This is a genomic window from Telluria mixta, from assembly GCF_029223865.1.
GTDB classification, from domain to species: Bacteria; Pseudomonadota; Gammaproteobacteria; order Burkholderiales; family Burkholderiaceae_D; genus Telluria; species Telluria mixta.
The window spans coordinates 6,027,995-6,048,603 of sequence record NZ_CP119520.1; the positions used below are offsets into that span (position 1 = coordinate 6,027,995).

16 protein-coding genes are annotated in these 20,609 nt (G+C 67.9%); 10 read left to right on the plus strand and 6 right to left on the minus strand.

Annotated features, from left to right (window positions below):
* The first annotated feature begins 1 nt into the window (after nucleotide 1).
* Genes P0M04_RS26570 through P0M04_RS26585 form a run of 4 tightly spaced genes read left to right on the plus strand, consistent with a single transcriptional unit; the run spans nucleotide 2 to nucleotide 4,417 of the window.
* Nucleotides 2–1,540 carry an AMP-binding protein gene (locus tag P0M04_RS26570; RefSeq protein WP_259451256.1) on the plus strand — a complete coding sequence of 513 codons (1,539 nt, stop codon included), beginning with the start codon at nucleotides 2–4 and terminating at the stop codon, nucleotides 1,538–1,540.
* A complete protein-coding gene (locus tag P0M04_RS26575) occupies nucleotides 1,537–3,003 on the plus strand; it encodes a UbiD family decarboxylase (RefSeq protein ID WP_259451255.1) in 1,467 nt (488 codons plus the stop codon). Before P0M04_RS26570 ends, P0M04_RS26575 begins: the two co-directional genes overlap by 4 nt.
* Nucleotides 3,000–3,593: a UbiX family flavin prenyltransferase gene (locus P0M04_RS26580; protein ID WP_259451254.1), complete on the plus strand. Its 594-nt coding sequence runs from the start codon at nucleotides 3,000–3,002 to the stop codon at nucleotides 3,591–3,593. The genes P0M04_RS26575 and P0M04_RS26580 overlap by 4 nt, the downstream gene beginning before the upstream one ends.
* A 17-nt stretch (nucleotides 3,594–3,610) precedes the next feature.
* A complete protein-coding gene (locus P0M04_RS26585) occupies nucleotides 3,611–4,417 on the plus strand; it encodes an enoyl-CoA hydratase/isomerase family protein (RefSeq protein WP_259451253.1) in 807 nt (268 codons plus the stop codon).
* Nucleotides 4,418–4,420: 3 nt separating this feature from the next.
* Here the strand turns inward: P0M04_RS26585 and P0M04_RS26590 are convergent, their stop codons facing one another.
* Nucleotides 4,421–5,374 (minus strand): LysR family transcriptional regulator, encoded by a 954-nt coding sequence (locus P0M04_RS26590; protein WP_259451252.1) that lies wholly within the window; start codon nucleotides 5,372–5,374, stop codon nucleotides 4,421–4,423.
* A gap of 145 nt (nucleotides 5,375–5,519) precedes the next feature.
* Here P0M04_RS26590 and P0M04_RS26595 point away from each other — a divergent pair, with 145 nt between their 5' ends.
* The gene (locus tag P0M04_RS26595) at nucleotides 5,520–6,356 is read left to right on the plus strand and encodes a hypothetical protein (RefSeq protein WP_259451251.1); all 837 of its coding nucleotides are present in this window, start codon (nucleotides 5,520–5,522) and stop codon (nucleotides 6,354–6,356) included.
* A gap of 10 nt (nucleotides 6,357–6,366) precedes the next feature.
* Here the strand turns inward: P0M04_RS26595 and P0M04_RS26600 are convergent, their stop codons facing one another.
* From P0M04_RS26600 to P0M04_RS26610, 3 genes are all read right to left on the minus strand, one after another.
* Entirely contained in the window at nucleotides 6,367–8,703 is a 2,337-nt protein-coding gene (locus P0M04_RS26600) for an outer membrane beta-barrel protein (RefSeq protein WP_259451250.1), read from the minus strand.
* 78 nt (nucleotides 8,704–8,781) lie between these two features.
* Entirely contained in the window at nucleotides 8,782–10,578 is a 1,797-nt protein-coding gene (locus tag P0M04_RS26605) for a hypothetical protein (RefSeq protein WP_259451249.1), read from the minus strand.
* 81 nt (nucleotides 10,579–10,659) lie between these two features.
* Nucleotides 10,660–12,555, minus strand: a complete 1,896-nt coding sequence (locus tag P0M04_RS26610) for a hypothetical protein (RefSeq protein WP_259451248.1) — start codon at nucleotides 12,553–12,555, stop codon at nucleotides 10,660–10,662.
* A 129-nt stretch (nucleotides 12,556–12,684) separates the two neighbouring features.
* On the opposite strand from P0M04_RS26610, the gene P0M04_RS26615 reads away from it, so the two are divergent.
* Nucleotides 12,685–13,035: a hypothetical protein gene (locus P0M04_RS26615; RefSeq protein WP_259451247.1), complete on the plus strand. Its 351-nt coding sequence runs from the start codon at nucleotides 12,685–12,687 to the stop codon at nucleotides 13,033–13,035.
* Nucleotides 13,036–13,038: 3 nt separating this feature from the next.
* Here the strand turns inward: P0M04_RS26615 and fdhD are convergent, their stop codons facing one another.
* Complete coding sequence (fdhD, locus tag P0M04_RS26620) at nucleotides 13,039–13,878, minus strand: formate dehydrogenase accessory sulfurtransferase FdhD (protein ID WP_259451246.1); 840 nt, start codon at nucleotides 13,876–13,878, stop codon at nucleotides 13,039–13,041.
* An 18-nt stretch (nucleotides 13,879–13,896) separates the two neighbouring features.
* On the minus strand, nucleotides 13,897–15,000 hold the full coding sequence (locus tag P0M04_RS26625) for a catalase family protein (RefSeq protein ID WP_259451245.1): 1,104 nt from the start codon (nucleotides 14,998–15,000) through the stop codon (nucleotides 13,897–13,899).
* A gap of 176 nt (nucleotides 15,001–15,176) precedes the next feature.
* Between P0M04_RS26625 and P0M04_RS26630 the strand changes: the two genes are divergently transcribed.
* From P0M04_RS26630 to P0M04_RS26645, 4 genes are all read left to right on the plus strand, one after another.
* Complete coding sequence (locus tag P0M04_RS26630; protein ID WP_259451244.1) at nucleotides 15,177–17,492, plus strand: FdhF/YdeP family oxidoreductase; 2,316 nt, start codon at nucleotides 15,177–15,179, stop codon at nucleotides 17,490–17,492.
* Nucleotides 17,493–17,603: 111 nt separating this feature from the next.
* A complete protein-coding gene (locus P0M04_RS26635; protein ID WP_259451243.1) occupies nucleotides 17,604–18,230 on the plus strand; it encodes a response regulator in 627 nt (208 codons plus the stop codon).
* A 55-nt stretch (nucleotides 18,231–18,285) separates the two neighbouring features.
* Nucleotides 18,286–20,256, plus strand: a complete 1,971-nt coding sequence (locus tag P0M04_RS26640) for a peptidase U32 family protein (RefSeq protein WP_259451242.1) — start codon at nucleotides 18,286–18,288, stop codon at nucleotides 20,254–20,256.
* Complete coding sequence (locus tag P0M04_RS26645) at nucleotides 20,253–20,603, plus strand: hypothetical protein (RefSeq protein ID WP_281042109.1); 351 nt, start codon at nucleotides 20,253–20,255, stop codon at nucleotides 20,601–20,603. The genes P0M04_RS26640 and P0M04_RS26645 overlap by 4 nt, the downstream gene beginning before the upstream one ends.
* Nucleotides 20,604–20,609: the final 6 nt, after the last annotated feature.

Below are 20,609 nucleotides of genomic sequence, written 5' to 3' on the forward strand. Positions count from 1 at the left end.
CTTGCTGGACCTTGGACGCACATTCCTGCAAAGCGTGGAGCGCAATCCCGGCGCCCTCGCCGTCGTCGACGGCGAACAGCGCCTGACGTATGCCCAGTGGTACGACCGCATCCAGCGCGTCGCCGAGGGTCTGGCCACGCTGGGCCTCGGCCGCGGCGATCACCTGATGATCGTGCTGCAGAACCGGATCGAGATGGCGACGCTGCACTGGGCCTGCCAGTTCCTCGGCGTGATCGCCACCCCGCTGAACTGGCGCGCCAAGCCGGACGAAGTCGACTACTGCGCGACGGACTCGCAGGCGAAGGCCGTCGTGGTCGAGCCGGTGAGCGCGCAAGCGGTCGCCGGCAGCACGGTGGCGGCGCGCCTGACCCGCATCGCGGTCGGCGGTCTAGAGGGCACGGTGCAATACGAGCAGCTACTCGAGCACGCGCCCGCCGCGCCCATCCTGGCGGCCTGCGGCGAAGACGTCTCGCTGATGCTGTACACCTCCGGCACCACCGGCAAGCCCAAGGGCGTGCCGCGCCGCCATCGCGCCGAACGCGCGGCGGCGCTCGGCCACGTGGCCCAGAACCTGTACCGCCGGGGCGAACGCACGCTGGGCGTGATGCCGCTCTACCACACCATGGGCGTGCGCTCGCTGCTGGCGATGGCGCTGGTCGACGGCGCTTTCGTCTGCGTGCCGAAGTTCGACTGCGCGGCGGCGTTCCGCTCCATCGAAGCGGAGCGCGTCACCTGCCTGTACCTGGTGCCGACCTTGTACCACGACATGCTGGCCTGGCGCGAAAAGAACGGGGCCGACATTGCCAGCGTGCGCAAGCTGGGCTTCGCCGGCGCGCCGATGCAGGACGGCCTGCTCAAGCGCCTCGACGAAACGTTCAGGCCGGAACTGTTCGTGAACCACTACGGTTCCTCGGAGGTATTCACCTTCGCCTACGACCAGGACGCCACCCGCAAGGCGGGCAGCGCCGGCCGGGCCGGCATCAATACCCGCATCCGCGTCGTCGCGCTCGATGCGGAACGTCCCGACCAGCTCGTGGCCCCGGGCGAAGAAGGCCAGATCATCTGCGAACTGGCGGGCGACGAAGCCTTCGAGGCGTACTGGAACCGGCCCGACGCCGACGCGAAGTCGATCCGCCAGGGCTGGTACTTCACGGGCGACACCGGCTACGTCGACCGGGACGGCGACCTGTTCGTTTCCGGCCGCGTGGACGACATGATCATCAGCGGCGGCGAGAACATCTCGCCGGTCGACATCGAGTCGGTCCTGTCGCTGCACCCGGCCGTCGACGAGGTCGCGGTGGCGGGCCTGGCGGACGAGCGCTGGGGCCAGCGCGTGGTGGCCTTCGTGAAGACCCGCGTCGGCATCGACGCCGAAGAACTCAACGAGTACGTCAAACATTCCGACCTGCTCAACTTCAAGCGCCCGCGCGAGTACGTGTTCGTGCGCGAGATTCCGAAGTCGCCGGTCGGCAAGATCCTGCGCCGCAAGCTGGTCGCCGGCGAATACGAAGCCCTGGAACAACAAGGACACACGCAATGAAAAACGATACCCAGACCCCCAAGGCCAGCGACCTGCGCCAGTGGCTTGCCCACCTGGAGGCCACCGGCCGCCTGGCGGTGATGCGCGAAGGCGTGCCGCTGAAGCACCGGCTGGCCGCGATCGCCAAGCGCCTCGACGGCACGCAGGCCGCGTATTTCCCGAAGCCGGACGGCCACGCCGTTCCGGTGGTCTCCGGCTTCGTCTCGCGCCGCGCCTGGATCGCCGAGGCGATGGGCGTGGCGGAGTCCGGCCTGCTGGCCGCCTTCCGCCAGGCCGCCGATCGCCCGCTGCCGTGGCGCGAAGTGGATCCCGGCACGGCGGCGTGCCAGCAGGTGGTGCACCGCATGGATGCGGGCAGCGACCTGCGCGCGCTGCTGCCGATACCGACCCACAGCGAACACGATAACGGCCCCTACATCACGGCCGGCCTGGTCATTGCGCGCAATCCGCTGACCGGCGTGCAGAACGTGTCGATCAACCGCATCCAGGTGCATGGCCCGGACCGCATGGCGATCCTGATGCTGCCGCGGCACCTGCTGGCCTTCTACAAGGCCGCGGAAAGCCAGGGCCAGGCGCTCGACGTGGCGGTGGTGATCGGCGCCGATCCGCTGACCCTGCTGGCCTCGCAGGCGATCACGCCGATCGACCACGACGAGCTGGAGATCGCCGGCGCCCTGCACGGGGCCCCGCTGCCGGTGACGAAGTGCGTCACCAACGACGTGCGCGTGCCGGCCGGCGCCGAGATCGTCATCGAGGGCCGGATCCTGCCCGAGGTGCGCGAGCCCGAGGGCCCGTTCGGCGAATTCCCGAAGTACTACAGCGCGCAGGAGAACCGCGAAGTGATCGTCGTCGACGCGGTCACCACCCGGCGCGACCCGATCTATCACACCATCGTGCCGGCCGAGATGGAGCACCTGCTGTTGGGCGCCATCCCGCGCGAGGCGACCATGCTGGCCCACCTGCAGCGCAGCTTCCCCGGCGTGCTCGACGTGCACCTGTCGGTGGGCGGCGTCGGCCGGTACCACCTGTTCGTCAAGTTCCGCAAGCAGCGCGAGGGCGAGCCGAAGAACGTGATCCTCGGCGCGTTCGGTGCCCACTACGACATCAAGCAGGTGGTCGTGGTCGACGACGACGTCGACGTGCACGACCCGCAGCAGGTCGAGTGGGCGGTCGCGACCCGCTTCCAGGCCGACCGCGACCTGATCGTGATCGCCGGGGCGCAGGGTTCGGTGCTCGACCCGTCCACCACGGTGACGGGCGGCTGGGCGGACAGCGACGAACCGGCCCCGCCCCACCTGCAGGGCATCGGCGCCAAGATGGGACTGGACGCGACCAGGCCGGTGGCCTATCGCGGCCACGTGTTCACCAAGGTGCGCATCCCGGGCGAGGACGAGATCGACCTCGACGAGGAAATCGACCGCGGGGCGCGCGTCGACTGGCAGGCCGGTACGGTGAAATCATGAGCAGGCCCCGCCTGATCGTCGCGATCACCGGCGCCAGCGGCGCGGTGTACGGCGTGCGCCTGCTGCAGGCGCTGCGCGCATCCGGCGCCTGCGAGAGCCACCTGGTGATGTCGTCGTCCGGCGTGATGACGGCCCGGCAGGAGCTGGACATGGCGCGCGCCGACATCGAGGGCCTGGCCGACGTGGTCCACAACGTCAAGGACATCGGCGCGACCATCGCCAGCGGCTCGTTCAAATCCAGCGGGATGGTGATCGCACCCTGCTCGATGAAGACGCTGGCGAGCATCGCGCACGGACTGGCCGACAACCTGGTGTCCCGCGCCGCAGACGTGATCCTGAAGGAGCGGCGCCGCCTGGTACTGGTGGCGCGCGAGACGCCATTGAACCTGGCCCACCTGCGCAACATGACCGCCGTGACCGAGATGGGCGGCATCGTGTTCCCGCCGGTGCCGGCCTTCTATGCCCGCCCGGCGTCGCTCGACGAGATGGTCGACCATACCGTCGGCCGCCTGCTCGACCTGTTCGACCTGCCGCACGAAGGCCTGGTCAAGCGCTGGGAAGGCATGGGCAAGAATGAAGCAATCAACTGACAACCAAGGAGAACCGCATGACCCGACTGAACCACCCCGCCCATGAATTGCTCGAACGGCTCGACGGCTTCCGCGTCGACATCGACGCCGGGCGCGAGCGCGCCGACATCGTGCTCTCGAACGGCCAGTTCAACATCATCTCGATGCACCAGCGCGAGCAGCTGCGCCTGGTGTTCGAAGCGCTGGACGAGGACGAGCGCGTCCGCGTGATCGTACTGCGCGCCGAAGGCGAGCACTTTTCCAGCGGCGGCGACATCAAGGGCTTCCTCGAGGCCTCGCCCGAGCACGTTTCGAAGCTGGCCTGGAACATCGCCGCGCCGGCACGCTGCAGCAAGCCGGTGATCGCCGCCAACCGCGGCTTCTGCTTCGGCGTCGGTTTCGAGATTTCGCTGGCCTGCGACTTCCGCATCGTCACGGACACCACGTACTACGCGCTGCCGGAACAGAAGCTCGGTCAGATCCCCGGTTCGGGCGGCTCGGCGCGCCTGCAGAAAATGGTCGGCATCACCCGCACCAAGGACATCGTCATGCGCTCGCGGCGCATCCCCGGCCAGCAAGCCTACGACTGGGGCGTGGCCACCGAATGCGTGCCGGATGCCGAGCTCGAAGCCGCGACCGACCGCCTGGTCGACGAGCTGCGGGCGTTCTCCCCGATCGCCCAGCGCACCGCGAAGAAGCTGCTGAACGATACCGAGGACTCGCCGCTGTCGATCGCGATCGAGCTCGAGGGCCACTGCTACAGCCGCCTGCGCTCGTCCGACGATTTCCGCGAAGGCGTCGAAGCCTTCCACGGCAAGCGCAAGCCGCAGTTCAGGGGCAGCTGAGCTTCAGGTCGCCGGCTCGGGTTCCGGCGCCGGCGCGTCGCCCCCGCCCGGCGAACGCAGCTTGAGGTTCGCCGCCAGCATCGCCATGAACAGCTGCGCCGCCGGACTCAGGGGCCGGCGCGGGTGCGACACCCCGACCATGCGCCGCACCAGGCGCGGCGACGTGATCGTGTGCGCGCGCAAGGTGCCTTCGTCCAGCTCGCGGTGCACCGCGACGCGCGGGACGATGGTCGCCACCCGGCTCCGCTCGACCAGCATGATCGTGGCGACCAGCAGGTCGAGCTCGAACCTGGGCTGGAGTTCGATGCCCTCGCTTTCCGCGAAACTGTCGATCGTGGCCCGCAGGCCGTGACCGCGGGTCGGCAGCACCAGCGGGAGATCGAGTGCGATCAGCTCGCGCAGGCTCAGGCTGTCGGGCACCCCCGCGTTCGCACCCGTACCGAGTGCGGCGCCGGTAATCAGGATCATCTCTTCGTCGACGATGTACTCGACGTCCAGCGCCAGCGGGCGCCGCGGCTTGTTGATGATGGCCGCATCCAGCCGCCCCGCCGTCACCCGATCGATCAGCGCACCCGTGTAACCGTCCGCCACCGACACGCTCACCTCCGGGTAGCGGCTGGAAAACTCGGACAATGTATCGACCAGCACGCCTTCGGTGACCGAGGCGACCAGGCCGATGCTGATGTGGCCGTGGATCCCGTCGCTGCTCTGCATCTGTGCGTAGGCACTCGAAAAGTCGCGCATGATCGGCAGAAACAGCTTGTACATCTGGCGCCCGGCCGCGGTCGGCACCATACCCTGCTTGGTGCGCTCGAACAGCCGCTGGCCGACCTGCTCCTCCAGCCGCGCGATCTGCATGCTCAGCGCCGGCTGCACGATGTTCATCCGGTGGGCGGCGCGCGTGACCGTGCCCTCCTCGATGAGGGCGATGAAGTAGTTAATCTGGCGGAATTCCATGACCGTTCATCTTAACCGATGCGCGCGCAGCCAGGAGGCCAGGCCGATCCCTTTTACGTGACAAATCAAATGAAAAAAGTTTGAGTTGAATCAATGCTGCGGCATGATACCGGTCAGTGCACAATATCCATAAACGGAGGCCACCATGCCGCACATCTACAAACCCGAGGAGCGCTGGGACAACGCCGACATCGGCTACCCGTCCGCGCTCGCCATCGGCGATTCCTGGTTCTGGTACGTCAACAACAATATTCTCGGCACGATGATCCATCATCCCGCCCTGTCCGACGACTACCGCAACCTCCAGCTCGTGGGCTACAACGGTGCGCGCCTGCGGGATTATGTCGGCGACGGCAAGTATGCCGACACGCTCGAGCATTTCCTCCGTCCGGGCTTCGTGGAAGGGTTCGCGGCGTTCTACATCAGCGGGGCCGGCAACGATGCGGTCGACATCGACCTCGCGCTGTTCGACCATCGCCCGCCCGGGACCGATGCGCACGGCTGGATCGACGCGCACGGCATGGACGACATGCTGTTCCGGCTGCGCCAGGCGCTCACGCGGCTGATCGCCCAGATCCGCGTCGCGAAGCACGCCAGCGCCAGCCTCGCGCCCATCTTCGTGCACGGCTACGATTATCCCGTGCCGGACGGCCGGGGATTCGAGTTCGGGCTGATCCACGCCGGGCCCTGGCTCGCGCCGGCGCTGGACCGGCGCGGCGTCCCGCCGGACATGGCGCTGCGCAGCGAGATCGCGCGCCTCCTGATCGACCGCCTGAACGAGGACCTGCTCGTACCGCTGGCGGCCGTGACGCCGGGCGTCGTGTACATCGACAGCCGCGGCATTCTCCCGCGCGACCACACTTACCGCGATTACTGGTCGAACGAAATGCACCCGACGAACCTGGGCTTCCGGCGCATCTTCGAGCACGCGTGGCTGCCCAGGCTGTACGAACACGGCATCGCGCTGCGGCCGTTTCCGTAGGCGCAGGCGCTCAGAAACCCCCGCCGCCGCCTCCACCTCCACCTCCGCCGGGGCCGAATCCGCCACCGCCATTGCCGTAGCCGCCAGGGGCGCCGCCAGCACCGCCGTCTCCGCGGCCGCCGCGGAACATGCCGCGGTTGCCGTTGCGCAGGCGGTCGTCGCCCGTCACGCCGCCCCACTGGTAGCGCAGCCCGATCTGGACGATGCGCGGCTGGCTCACATTGAGCGTATGCAGCCGGAGCACCTCGTTCTCGATGTCGCTTTCCATGTTCCCGGTGTGGAACACGTTGTTCACGTTCAGGTTCAGCGACAGGCGCGGCGTGATGCGGTGCATCCACGTGAAATTCGTCATCGTGACGGCGCTGTTGATGCCCTGGCCGTTCAGGGTGGCACCGTTGCGGTTGACGCTCAGCTGCAGCGATTCCATGCCCACCTGGTACGCGAGCCGCAGCTTGATGTTCTCCCGGTGGTTCGTCTGCTCCACGCCCGTCATGCTGGTTGCGAAGTTGGAGATGCGCTGGCGCTTTTCGTTGGCCAGCGTGGCGCCCAGGTTGGCCGACAGCCCCTGCACGAACAGCTGGCGCACGTTGAAATTCAGGTCGACGCCGACGGAATCGTTGGTCCCGAAGTTGATGGGTGACGTCACGATCACGTTCGGATCGCTTGCAAGCGCATAGCTGCGGTTGCCGATCACCGGCGACTCGCGCCGCTTGAACAGGACGAAGCTGCTGTCCACGCCGAACAGGCGGTCGCGGTAGGCCAGCTCGACGTTATCGTTGTTCACCGGCTGCAGGTGCGGGTTGCCCTGGCGTGCGCTGAAGTCGCTGAGGTAGACGAGGTTCGGGTTCAGGTCGCGCTCGTTCGGCCGCGCGATGCGGCGCGAGGCGCGGAACTGCAGCATGCCGTCGGTGCCGATGTCGCGCGTCACGTAAAAGCTCGGCAGCCAGTTCATGTAGTAGTACTTGTCCTGTTCGTTCAGCAGGGGCTGGTGGACGTCGAGCTCCGTATACTCGCCGCGCAGGCCGCCCTGGATGCTGAGGTTCGCGGCCAGCTTCGTGGACAGGATGCCGTAGATGGCCGCATTGCGGTCGTTCGATTCGAAATCGCTGATGCGGCTCGCCACCGGCACGTAGTCGCCCGTGACCGGGTCCTGGCCAAGATAGTTGGTCGGATTGCTGGTCTTGCTGTCCGCGACCTTCGCCCCGGCTTTCAGGTGCCACGTATCCCACACGTTGCGCTCGTAGTCGACGGAGATGTCGAGGATGCGGTTGCGCCGGTCGGTCGAGCGCAGGCTGTTCGCGATGAACGGCGTCGGGCGCAGGCGGTAGTCGTAGAAGACGTCCGAATCGGAATGGTTGTCCTGGCCCGTGTAGCGCAGGTCGAACTTCAGGTCTTCGCCCGGCACGCCGCTCTTGTGGTCGTACGATGCGCCGATGCCGAAGTTCTCGGCCGGCGAGCGGCTTTGCGACCGGCTCGTGTAGTCGGCCAGCGGGGACTGGTCCGCCGCGAAGCGCCGGGTCGACGTCGTGCTGTCGTTCTCGTTGCGGATCTTCGAATAGCTGACCGTCGCACCGGCCTGGTCGCGCTCGCCGACGTTGTACGTGAGCGTGGATGCGAGATTCAGCGACTTCGACCGCCCCTGGCTGTTGCCCACCGAGTCCTGCGCATCCCTCACGGCGCCGGTGCCCGGGTCGAGGTCTTGCCGCTGCGATTCGCGGTGGCTGTTGCGCACCGTTTCGCGCACGCCGATGTTGCCGGAGATCGAGTACGGGCCTTCCGCGTGCTCGCCGTTCAGGAAGGCGTTGCCGCGGCCTTCCGTCCCTTTGTTGACGCTCATGTTGGCGCGCGAGCCGGCCTTGCGGTTGCGCTTGAGGACGAGGTTGATGATCGGCCCGCTGCCGCCCTCGTTGCCGAACTCGGCGCCGGGCACGTTGACCACCTCGATGGATTCGATGGCCTCGGCCGGGAACGCGTTCAGCGCGTCGCCCCGGTTCTGGCCCTGGAACTGGGCGTCGCGCTTGCCGTTGACCATGATCTGCACGTTCTGGTTGCCGCGCAGCGCCACGTTGCCGTCCTGGTCGACCGTGACGGACGGCACGTTGTTGAGGATGTCGGCGGCGGACGCGTTGCTGACGCTGATGTCGTTCTTGAGGTCGTAAACATCGCGGTCGACCTTGTTGGTCGGACGCGTCGCGACCACCTCCACGGTCGCGACGCCGTCGTCGGACTTCGTGTCCGGCGCGGTCTTGACGGCGGGCGGCGCCGTTTGTGCGAACGACGCCGGTATCGCGAAACAGGTAACGAAAAAGGCGGGAAGGACTTTCAGCGTGTGCTTGGTCGGAATCATCGAACAGGTTCAGGTGAGTGGAAACGCCGGTGCATGAACTTGTGTTCCTTCGACCGCCCGCAAAAGTTCCAACTTTTTTTAGCGGCTGACCGGCGCGTTCAGCAATGCCTTGGACGGATCCGGGTTCTGGATCAAGGTATCGAGATAGCCCCGGGCGTCCTCCAGCCCCGCATTGTATTCGACGTCGCGCATCACGCTGACCTGGTCGATCGTCCATTCGCTGAAGCCGCCCGCATCCGGCACGAGGCGCATTTCCGCCGTGATGTCGGCCAGGGTCAGACCGGCATCGAGGCGGCGCTGGAATGCCGTCGCCCACGCGGCCGTGGCCGGATCGCGGATGTCGTTCTGCAGCGTGCGGAGGATGTGCTCGGCCCGGGGCGCGTCGACCTGGTAGCAATACGCGAGCACCGCCGCACGGGCCAGCGGGCGCGAATCGCGCGCGGTGCGCCAGGCGGCCAGCACGCCGTCCAGCGCTTCGCGGCTGGGCTTGCCGTCGGCCAGCAGCGCCAGGTCCAGTGTCGCCAGCGCGACGGCGCCCGAACCCGGATCGCGCTCGCGCGCCTGCGCGAGGCTGGCGCGGGCGGCATCGAGGTGGGCAGCACGTGCGCCGGCGTCAAGACGCGCGGCCAGCTTCAGGTGGGCCCGTGCCAGCAGCAGCGGCGCGTCGGCGCCGGCATCCGCACGGCGCGCCGCCCGCTCCAGCCACGGCAGCGCGGCGGCCGGGTCGCCCCAGTCGACGCGGGCACGGCTCAGCGCCAGCTGGCCCGCCTCCACGTTCGGCACGGCGCCAGCGTCGGCCGTCAGCGTGCGCAGCAGCGTTTCCCCTTGCGCGCGGGCGGGACAGGCCTTGAGCGCCGCATCGGCCAGCATGAAGCCGCCGGACGTCGCGGACATCGTCGTGATGGCGACCTCGGGGCGTGGGCCCGGCGGCTGCTCGACGCGCATCACCTCGGCCGCGCGCAGCCGGTAGCGCCACAGCGCCGTCGACGCATCGCCCGCGTCCAGCCCGAACGCGTCGCGCAGGGCGGCCGCCGGGTCGGTGCCGTGGTGGACGGCATTCAGGAACGTCCCCAGCTTCTTGCGCCGTTCGCCCGAACCGAGGATGTAGTGCGCGAGAATCCAGGACCGCGCCTCGAACTCCACGCCCGCAGCCCTGCGCCGCGTGTCGGACAGGTTCGCGAACGGACGCGGTCCGAGCATGTCCGCGTAATCGAGATTGTAGCGGTGGCCCTGGTCGAGGAAATAGAAGTAACGGCCCACGCCCGGCGGCGTGCGGCCGATCACCATCTGCGTCGTACCGAAACGCACGCCCGCGAAATAATTCGCGAAACCTTCGACCCAGGCCGACGGGCTGCGCACGTCCGTGTGCCGGTACAGGAAGTGGCGCGCATACGCTTCCGACACGTAGGCGAGGCCTTCATCCAGCGGGGTCTTGGCGAGTTTGTCGTCGTCGATGGCGGTCAGCGGCGCCGTGCGCACGAGGAAGCCCTGGGTGCCGTCCGTGCAATCGCGGAACAGCGCGATGCCGTTGGCCGGGCGGTCCGCGGCCACGCGGTCCAGGTCGCGCGGGTCGTTCAGGTAGACGAGGTTCAGCTTCGCCTCGGCGCCCGCCGACTTCGGACGGTAGTCGTCCGTGTACACACGCAGGAGGCTGTCGAGGCGCTCCAGGTGCTCCACGAGCCGGGCCACGTCCTCGCGCGGCGCATCGGACAGGACGATCACGTGGGCGCTCTCCGCCCGCACCCATGGCGACGTGCTCCGCTGCCCCGTGACGACGATGCTTTGCGGTCCCGCGTCCTCTGCGAAACAGCCGCCGCCCACGAGCGCACAGACGGCAGCGACGGCCGCCGCCGACCCTTTGAATGGTGAACCCACGATCCCGGACTCCTTGACAGTATTTACGAACGTACAACCCTGTCATTCTACCGGGATCGTTGCTTTCTGCACATTATATATTCAGTGCCGAGTCTCCGATGGCGGCCGCCCCCTCCCGGATTGCCGGCCCGTCGGCGGCTGGGCCGGCGCGGGTGTCCGCTCGGGCCGCGCCTTCGGGACGACGGCCGTGATCCGCACGTCCTTCAGCCGCCACCCCGCGTCCGCCAACGAGAGCTCCGACTGCCCTTCGATGCGCACGGGCCGCCCGTTGATCAGCGTATGCGCCGAGCGCCAGGCGACGACTGCCTGCGGCGTACCGGGCACGTCCGGCGCGATGCCGTGCACGGTTGCCCCAGCGATGACGAGCTCCCCGAAGTGCGCCGCGCCGTCCGGGCGGAGCGCGCCGTCGGCCCCGTCCGGACGCTGGCCCGCCGCGCAGGCACACGCGCCGGCCAGGGTGCCGTCCAGGTTCGCGAACAGCGTCGGCACGTGCTGGCGCAGCGCCAGGTAGCGCCGTGCCTGCGTCGCGCCATGCTCCCACAGCGCGGCGCGCAGGGCCGGGTCGCGGTCCAGCTTGGAGTTCGCGCCCAGCGGCATGCCGGCCGCCGCCTCGACGGCCATGCCGTCCATGACGATGCGGTCGACCTGCACCAGCTTGTCGCGCCGCTGCGCCGCCGCGCTTGCGGGGGCGGCATCGTCACCGCGGCCGCTTTCCATGCGGCGGTTGATCGCATCGACGAAGCCCAGTTCCTGGTTCAGCGCGAGGTTGCCGGCCAGCGCATTGCGCAGGTCCCAGATCTCGCCGCCGTTGAAGGCGATGTGCGCCCCGCCTGTATCGAGCCTGGCCTGGGTCGGGTTGATCTGCACCACCCAGATGGCGTCGGGTTTTCTCGCGTCGTCCGCGACGCCGGACAGGAAGTTGCGGATCGGCGGGTTCTGGGAGAACAGGCCGTCCCACAGGGTCAGCGTACGTGCGGCGAGTGTCGTCTCGTCGAGGCCCGGCACCTCGTGCGCCTGGAACAGCCAGGGGACGGCGGCGGAGGCCAGCACGGCATCGATCGAGATGCCGCCATCGCCCGGCGCCCGCTCGGAACTGAACGCGACGAACTCACCCTCGTGCAGCTCCACGGCGCCCAGCAGCAGGCGCGGGATCGGGCGCAGGGCGCGCCGCACGGCATCCGCGAGTTCGCCCAGCGCCTCGGCATCGAAGCGGACGGCGGGCGGGTGCCATCGTTCCAGCGCGGCGTGCAGCAGGCTGCCGGGCGGCACGCCGATCTGCGCCATGCGCGCGCGCAGGCGATCAAAGGCGCCGAGCTTGTCGGCGATCCTGCGCTCGACCGCGCCCCGGTCGGCCCGGTAGCGCTCCTGGCAAGGGGCCGTGGGCGGGAACATGGTCGCCTCGAGGTCGCTGCGCAACCAGCGCTCCACCTCGGTCGGAATGCTGGCGAACTCCCCCAGCAACGCGACGAGGGGCCAGTCCACGCCTGGGCCCAGCAGGTCGGGCAGCGAAAAGAAGCCGGGACGCATCCACGGGTTGTCCGGCCCGAGCATGCGCGCGAGCGCGGGCCACACGGTCGCGTTCCACCACGTCATGCCGGCAAGCGGCAACACGTATGGACTGGACTTGACGTCCCACCCGGCCAGCCCGGCCATATCGGCCAGGCCGCGGCAGACGTGGTTGACCGTGGCTTCAGCGATGCCGAGCGCGGAATTGCCCTGCCAGAACGCATCCAGCCGCCGCCCCGCCTCGGGCGCGCCGCCGGTGATGAAACCGTACCAGCCGAGCAGCGCGCTGATGGCGCCGCCGGACGTGCCGCTGATCGCGACGAGCGCCATGCGGTCGCCTGCATTCTCGTCGACCTTGTCCTCGTCGGCGCGGTTGTCGAACGCTTCCAGCAGGATGGGAAGGACGCCGCCCGTGTACGCGGCGTGGCTGCCGCCGCCCTGGCAGGCGATTGCGATGTGATTGGTTGCCATAAGACCTCCCGGCACAAGGGTTGTCGTCAGCCTCCCGCATCGTTAGGCAGGACGCGGCGCGCGCGGTTCCCTATTGCTTTATTGAAATGCGTCACGAATAATAGAGAGACAATCATTCTCGACCGCACCATGAAGCAACCGGAAGACCTGAGCACGATCGAATTGCCGCTCGACGCGGCGCTGGCGAAAAAGCGCGGCCGTCCGCCGAAGGAGGACAAGCTCAGCGATGCCGAGCGGGCCCGCCGCTACCGCGCCCGCCAGAAGATGCGGCCGAAAGGCGCGTGGAATTACGACCAGGTCACGACACAGACGCGCACGGAGATCGAACGCCTGCTGGGCAGCGCGTCGTCGCGGCCTGCCGGGGAAGCGGAATTGGTGGCGCAATGGGCATACGGCATGTTCCTGCTGTGGGACCGCGTGACGGCCCAGCGCCAGCAGGCAGCCGACCGGGACGCGTTGCTGGCGCTCGTCTCCGGCTGATCGTCAGGCGCCATCCAGGCCGAGCCGCTCGGCGTGGGTATAGCAGACGAAGTCGTTCCCGCGCGCGAACGCGAGCAGGGTCAGGCCGGCCCTGTCGGCCAGGTCGACGGCGGCCAAGGTCGGCGCCGACATGCCGACGAGGGCCGACACACCGGCCACCGCGGCCTTCTGCGCCATCTCGAAACTGACGCGGCTGGTGATCAACAGGAAGCCGGTGCCCGGCACCACGCGTTCGCGCGCCATCGCGCCGATCACCTTGTCCAGCGCGTTATGGCGGCCGACGTCCTCGCGCACGATGTGCAGCGTGCCGTCCATGCCGCACCACGCGGCCGCGTGGGCGGCTCCCGTCAGCTTCGTCAGCTTCTGCTCCGCGCCGATCGCGCTTAACGCACGCCGCACGCCGCCGACGTGGAACCCGCGCGCAGGCGCGAGCGACGGCAACGCGCGGCAGACCTGGTCCAGGCTGTCGACGCCGCACAGGCCGCAGCCCGTGCGCCCTGTCAGGCTGCGGCGGCGCTCCTTCAGCGCCATGAACGCGCTGCCGGCGATCTCGATCTGGACGGCGACGCCGCCCGCGACCGGCTCGACGTCGATCCCGTAGCACTGGCCCGGCCCCACGATGATCTCCTCGCTGAGCGAAAAGCCGAGAGCAAAGTCTTCCAGGTCGGCCGGCGTGGCCATCATGACGGCGTGCGAAATGCCGTTGTAGACGAGTGCGACAGGGACTTCGTCGACGACCAGGTCGTCCACCTCGGTGAGCTCGCCCGCGCGCATGCGCAGCACGCGCCGCGGCTGCGCGGTGGGCGGCAAGGCGCCGGTCTCGGGATCGTCAGGGGGTATCATCGGCCCCGATGATACCACTCAGCGCAGCGCCGCGTTCCTCAGGTCCTCGACGTCGCGCGGCTCGGCGATCTCGCTGCCGTTGCGCTCCGCGCGGAAGCGCTTCGACATCGCATATACCGCCTTGCGCACCCGCATGATCGACCCGAGCGGGCGATGCGCGGCCAGTGCATGCCACGGGTTGAACTGCATGCCGTCGTCGATGCGGCGTGCCAGTTCGTCGCCATACGCCTTCTGCGGCGCGGCGCGCAGGCGCGCCACCGTCACGTACGGGCTCAGGTCTTCCGGCCATTCGACGGACGCGTCCTCGATCGGCATGCGCTCGATGTCCGTGCACAGCTGCACCCGTAGTTCCCACTCGCCGCCTTCGCCGGCGAAATGGCCGACGACCGCGTCGCGCAGGCCGTCCGGCCGGCCCTTCAGGTCCACGTCGCTGCCCGCGAGCGCCGTCAATGCGGGCGACACGGGTACGACCTGCACCTTCGCCATGTAGCGGCCGTACAGGATCGGCACCTGGCTGTAATACGTTTCGCCGAGCGGGTGCGTTTCCGGATGGCCGCCCAGCGCCTTCAACGTCACGCTTTCGCCGCCGACGGCTTCGACCGCCTTCTCGGCGCCGCGCGCCACCGCGGAGAACAGGCGCTTGAGGTTCGGCGCCTTGTCCGTCGTCGCGGCCAGCAGTTTGGCGCTGCCGAGGAATTTCTGCGCGTTCGGCGCACTGAACACGGGCCCGTTGACGAGCACGAAGTCCTGCGTCACATCGTGCCCGCCCCCGCCCACGCGCGGGCCTTCGACCCCGACGACCTTGATGGCCATGCCGCGCGGCGTGGAGACGTCGTCCGCGAGCAGGTCGCCGGGCGTCGTCGACAGCCGCATCACGACGGGATACGTGCCCGGCTGCGCGAACAGGCCCTGCGCATACGGTTCCGCCAGGTCCGCCTCGACGGTCAGCTCGCCCACCAGCAGCCCGTGCGTCTTGGCGTGCACGCTGCGCAGCGCACGGCCGGAATCTTCGTACGTCTTCGTGGAGATGGTGCGCATCGTCGTCTGCAGGTCGAAGCTCGTCTGCGCTTCGTCGTCTTCCGGGGTCTCGAAACGCGGTTCGAACGGGATCGGGGCGGTCATGATGGGGTCCAGTGCTTGAGATGATGATAGGCAGATCATCGGGGTCCGCCGCCCGGCGGTCTGTGCTGCGCCGTACGGAGTGGGCCTGGATTTGCCGGATTTGCGTGTGCGGTGTCGAACAGACATGAATCCGCCATCGGATCAAGCTCCACGGTATCGCGCACTGGGAGTCGATCATGAGCAAGCACGGCGGCAAAACGAATGAGCCCAACCAACCGCAGATCCCGGCCGGCGGCTGGGGCTCGGTGAAGGAAGTCACGACGATCTTGCTGAAGGAACACGTCCCGCTGGAAGGCACGCAATTGCTTGTGCAGCAGAACAAGCCGGACGGCTTCATGTGCGTGAGCTGTTCCTGGGCGAAGCCGGCCCATCCCCATCCCGCCGAATTCTGCGAGAGCGGGGCCAAGGCGACGGCGTGGGAAATCACGAGCAAGCGCCTCGATCCGACGTTCTTCAAGCGCCACACGCTGCGCGAGCTGGAGGGCTGGAACGACCACGAACTGGAAGAAGCCGGCCGCCTGACGGTGCCCATGCGCTACGACGGCGCGCTGGACCGCTACGTGGAGATTAGCTGGGACCGCGCATTTGCCGAAATCGGCGCCGAGCTCCGCAAAATGGATCCGAAGCAGGTCGCGTTCTACAGCTCCGGCCGCGCCTCGCTCGAAACGTCGTACATGTTCCAGCTGCTGGCGCGCATGTACGGCAACAACAATCTGCCCGACAGTTCCAACATGTGCCACGAAAGCACGTCCGTCGCGCTGCCGAAGACGATCGGCGTGCCGATCGGGACCGTCGTGCTGGACGACTTCGAGCAGACCGACTGCATCTTCTTCTTCGGCCAGAACGTGGGCGTGAACAGCCCGCGCATGCTGCACCAGCTGCAGGAAGCGAGAAAGCGCGGCGTGCCCATCGTCACGTTCAACCCGCTGCGCGAGCGCGGCCTGGTCAGCTTCGTGAACCCGCAATCGCCGGTCGAAATGCTGAGCGGCCACGAGACCGTGATCAGCACCCAGTACCACCAGGTCAAGGCCGGCGGCGACGTGGCGGCGCTGACGGGCCTCTGCAAAGCCGTGCTGGAAGCGGACGAGCGCGCCCGGGCGACCGGCGGCCCGCGCGCCCTGGACATCGCCTTCATCGACGAACATTGCCACGGCTTCGACGCGTTCGCGGCCGCCATGCGCGCGCGCACGTGGGACGAGATCGAAAAGGAATCGGGTCTGACGCAAGGCCAGATCGAGCAGGCGGCCGGCACCTACCTGCGGGCGAAGCAGGTGATGGGCATCTACGGCATGGGCCTCACCCAGCACCGCAACGGCGTGCTGAACGTGCAGATGCTCGTCAATTTCCTCCTGCTGCGCGGGAACATCGGCAAGCCGGGAGCCGGGATCTGTCCGGTGCGCGGCCACTCCAACGTGCAGGGCCAGCGCACGGTCGGCATCACGGAAAAGCCGGAACTGGCGCCGCTGGACAAGCTCAAGGAACTGTACGGTTTCGAACCGCCGCGCGACAAGGGCATGAACACGGTCGAGATGTGCGAGTCGATCAAGGCCGGCAAGCTGCAGGGCCTGGTCAGCCTCGGCGGCAACCTCGTACGGGCCGTGCCCGACCACGACCAGATGGACGCCGCCTGGCGCGCCATCCCGCTCACGGTGCAGATCGCGACCAAACTGAACCGCAGCCACCTCGTGCACGGCAGGACGGCGTACCTACTGCCGTGCCTGGGCCGCATCGAGATCGACCGCCAGGCCGGCGGCGAACAATCCGTGTCGATGGAGGATTCCACGGGCTGCATGCACGGTTCGCGCGGCCGCGCCGAGCCGGCGGCGGACACGCTGCTGTCCGAACCCGCCATCGTGGCCGGCCTCGCGAAGGCGACGCTGGATCCGAATCCGAAGGTCGACTGGGATGCGTGGGTGGCTGATTATGCGAAGGTGCGCGACGCCATCGCGGCCACGTACCCGGAGATCTTCCACGATTTCGACGAGCGCATGTGGCAGCCGGGCGGGTTCCGTAAACCGGTGGCGGCCGCCCAGCGCAAATGGAACACGCCGACCGGCAAAGCGAATTTCACCGTGCCGGATACCTTGTCCGCCGACCCCGACATGCCCGTGCCCGAGGACGCCCTGCGCCTGTTCACGGTGCGCAGCGACGGCCAGTTCAACACCACGATCTACAGCCTCGAAGACCGCTTCCGGGGCGTGCAGGACCGCAAAGTCCTGTTCATGGCCGGCGCCGACATGGCCCGGCTGGGCCTGGCCGACGGTGACATTGTCACGGCCACCACGGCCGTCGACGACGGCGTCGTGCGCAAGGTCGAGGACTTGCGCGTCGTGGAATACAGCATCCCTGCCGGATGCGTCGCAGGCTATTTCCCCGAGTGCAATCCGTTGATTCCCCTCTGGCACTACGCAAAAGAGAGCAAGGTGCCGGCCGCGAAATCCATCGCGATCCGGGTCGACCGCACGGATGGGACGGGCCGGCCCCTGCATTGACCGTTGCCCTTTTGCTGTCAATTCGTAAATATTGCTGTCATAGATTGTGATTATTTGATAGATTCCTGATTGCATCAGAAGGAATCTATTCAACAACACTATCTGGCAGCCATGACATCGCCCCATCGCCCACATTCGCCGGAAGCCGATTTCAACCCGGCCGCCTATTGCAATACCCGGCAGGCGGCCGCCATGCTGGGCGTGTCGCACCGCACGGTCCAGTTGTGGGTGGAAAGCGGCACCCTGGAAGCGTGGAAGACGGCCGGGGGCCACCGCCGCATCGCGCTCGCGTCGATCGAACGCCACGTCGAGCGCCGGCGCCAGGCGATGATGGACCGGACGGCGCCTGCCCGCTACAAGGTGCTGCTCGTCGACGACGATGGTTCGACGCTGGCGCTCTACCAGGCGGCGACGGCCGGCGGCGACCTGCCACTGGACGCTGTCCTGGCCGGCAACGGCTTCGAGGCGTTGATCCGCATCGGCGAGGCGCGGCCGCACCTGCTCATCGGCGACCTCAGCATGCCGGGCGTGGACGGCCTGCGCATGATCCGCACACTGCGTGCCAGCGAGGCTTACCGCGACATGGCCATCGTCGTCATCAGCGGACTGGAACCCGCGACAATCCGGGCGATGGGCCTGCCGGCCGACGTCCCCGTTCTGTCGAAGCCCGTGGCCCCCGAGGCGTTGCGCGCGGCCATCGAAGACGTCCTGCATATGGAGCTTCACGCCGAACGGTGACATAAGCCCTTGATCTGGCTATAATTTCCGCCTTCGTCAGCCAGGATCACCCGCCATGTCACTGCTCGCCCACCAGCTCGAACTGCTGTCCCCCGCCAAAACCGCCGAGATCGGCCGCGAAGCCATCCTGCACGGCGCGGACGCGGTCTACATCGGCGGGCCGGCATTCGGCGCGCGCCACAACGCCAGCAATACGCTGGAAGACATCGCGGCCCTCGTCGAATTCGCGCACCGCTACCGCGCGCGCATTTTCGTGACGATGAACACGATCCTGCACGACGCTGAACTCGAAACGGCCGAACGGCAGATCCGCCAGTTGTACGACGCCGGCGTCGACGCGCTGATCGTGCAGGACATGGCGATGTTCGAACTGGACCTGCCGCCCATCCAGCTGCACGCCAGCACGCAGTGCGACATCCGCACCGTCGAAAAGGCGAAGTTCCTGTCGCAGGTCGGCTTTTCGCAGCTGGTGCTGGCGCGTGAGCTCACCATCGAACAGATCAAGGCAATCCGCGCCCAGGTCGACACGCCGCTGGAGTACTTCATCCACGGCGCGCTGTGCGTAGCGTTCTCCGGCCAGTGCTACATCTCGCACGCGGACACGGGCCGCAGCGCCAACCGCGGCGACTGCTCGCAGGCGTGCCGCCTGCCGTACACGCTGTCCGATGGCCAGGGCCGCGTCGTCGCCTACGAAAAACACCTGCTGTCGATGAAGGACAATGACCAGAGCCGCAATCTGGAAGCGCTCGTCGACGCCGGCATCCGCTCCTTCAAGATCGAAGGCCGCTACAAGGACATGGGCTATGTGAAGAACATCACGGCCCACTATCGCCTGCTGCTGGACGAGATCCTCGAGCGCCGCCCCGAGCTGGCGCGCGCGTCGAGCGGCCATACGCAGATCATGTTCACGCCGGACGTCGACAAGAACTTCCACCGCGGCCACACGGATTATTTTGCCCAGGGCCGCCAGCAGACCATCGGCGCCTTCGATTCGCCCAAGTACGTGGGCGTGGAACTGGGCACGGTCGCGCGCATCGGCGGCGACAATTTCGATCTCGTCACGAATGCGCCGATGTCCAATGGCGACGGCCTGAACTACATGCACAAGCGCGACACGGTCGGCATCCAGGCGAACACCGTGCAAAAGCTGTCCGAGGACGACGAAGGCCAGCGCTGGCGCGTGTTCCCGAACGAAGGCCTGGCGACGCTGCCGGGCCTGAAGGTCGGCACCGTCATCCACCGCAACCGCGACCACCAGTGGGAAGCGGTCCTCACCAAGAAATCGTCGGAACGCAAGGTGCGTGCCGATCTGCGCCTGGAAGACGTTGACGGCGGGCTCCGCCTGACCGTCACCGACGAGGACGGCATCACGACGACGACCGACGCCGCGCTGGCGCTGCAGCCGGCCCAGCAGGCCGAGCAGGCACTCGCGGGCCTGCGCGCCAGCCTGTCCAAGCTGGGCAACACGATGTTCGAAGCGGGCACCATCGACGTCGCGCTGTCGCAGCCGTGGTTCGTGCCCGCGAGCGCCATCAACGGCCTGCGCCGCGACGCCATCGCCGCCCAGGAAGCGGCGCGCCTCGCGGCCTGGCAGCGTCCGGAGCGCGCGCAGCCGGCCGAACCGCCGGCCGCCTATCCGGAGACGCAGCTGAGCTACCTGGCCAACGTCTACAACGAGAAGGCGCGCGCCTTCTACCACAAGCACGGCGTGCAGCTGATCGCGGCCGCGTACGAATCGCACGAGGAACCGGGCGAGGTGTCGCTGATGATCACCAAGCACTGCCTGCGCTTCTCGTTCAACCTGTGCCCCAAGCAGGCCAAGGGTGTGCAGGGCGTGCAGGGCCAGGTGCGCGCGGAGCCGATGACCCTCGTGTCCGGCGACGAAACGTACACGCTGAAATTCGATTGCAAGCCGTGCGAGATGCACGTGATGGGCGCGATGAAGCCGGGCATTTTGAATTCCCCGCCGCCGTCCGCCATTCCGTACAGCCCGCTCGTCTTCCACCGCCAGCGTCCGCGCGCATGAGGCCCTTGATGATCCTGCGCACTTCTCTACTGCTGGCCCTGGTGGGCACGGCGGGCGCCGTGCTCGCCGACGATGCCGCCATCCTGGCATGCCGCAACCTGACCGACGGCGCCGCGCGCCTGGCCTGCTATGACGCGATTCCCGCCGGAGCGCGTCCGGCGGCTGCGTCCGTGCCGTCCGTGCAATCATTCGGCCTCGAGCAGAAACAGCCCGAGGAACCCGCACGCTCGATCGAGAGCACCATCGCCGGCAAGTTCTCCGGCTGGGGCCGGCCACGCTGTTCACCCTCGCCAACGGCCAGGTTTGGAAAGTGGTCGACGGCAGTTCCGCCGACCTCGCGCCCGTGACCAATC

Bases quoted from the DNA above. Each gene is read 5' to 3' on its own strand.
- P0M04_RS26575 (WP_259451255.1), top strand. From the start codon at position 1,537: ATGAAAAACGATACCCAGACCCCCAAGGCCAGCGACCTGCGCCAGTGG.
- P0M04_RS26580 (WP_259451254.1), top strand. From the start codon at position 3,000: ATGAGCAGGCCCCGCCTGATCGTCGCGATCACCGGCGCCAGCGGCGCG.
- P0M04_RS26585 (WP_259451253.1), top strand. From the start codon at position 3,611: ATGACCCGACTGAACCACCCCGCCCATGAATTGCTCGAACGGCTCGAC.
- P0M04_RS26590 (WP_259451252.1), bottom strand. From the start codon at position 5,374: ATGGAATTCCGCCAGATTAACTACTTCATCGCCCTCATCGAGGAGGGC.
- P0M04_RS26595 (WP_259451251.1), top strand. From the start codon at position 5,520: ATGCCGCACATCTACAAACCCGAGGAGCGCTGGGACAACGCCGACATC.
- P0M04_RS26600 (WP_259451250.1), bottom strand. From the start codon at position 8,703: ATGATTCCGACCAAGCACACGCTGAAAGTCCTTCCCGCCTTTTTCGTT.
- P0M04_RS26610 (WP_259451248.1), bottom strand. From the start codon at position 12,555: ATGGCAACCAATCACATCGCAATCGCCTGCCAGGGCGGCGGCAGCCAC.
- P0M04_RS26615 (WP_259451247.1), top strand. From the start codon at position 12,685: ATGAAGCAACCGGAAGACCTGAGCACGATCGAATTGCCGCTCGACGCG.
- fdhD (WP_259451246.1), bottom strand. From the start codon at position 13,878: ATGATACCCCCTGACGATCCCGAGACCGGCGCCTTGCCGCCCACCGCG.
- P0M04_RS26625 (WP_259451245.1), bottom strand. From the start codon at position 15,000: ATGACCGCCCCGATCCCGTTCGAACCGCGTTTCGAGACCCCGGAAGAC.
- P0M04_RS26630 (WP_259451244.1), top strand. From the start codon at position 15,177: ATGAGCAAGCACGGCGGCAAAACGAATGAGCCCAACCAACCGCAGATC.
- P0M04_RS26635 (WP_259451243.1), top strand. From the start codon at position 17,604: ATGACATCGCCCCATCGCCCACATTCGCCGGAAGCCGATTTCAACCCG.
- P0M04_RS26640 (WP_259451242.1), top strand. From the start codon at position 18,286: ATGTCACTGCTCGCCCACCAGCTCGAACTGCTGTCCCCCGCCAAAACC.
- P0M04_RS26645 (WP_281042109.1), top strand. From the start codon at position 20,253: ATGAGGCCCTTGATGATCCTGCGCACTTCTCTACTGCTGGCCCTGGTG.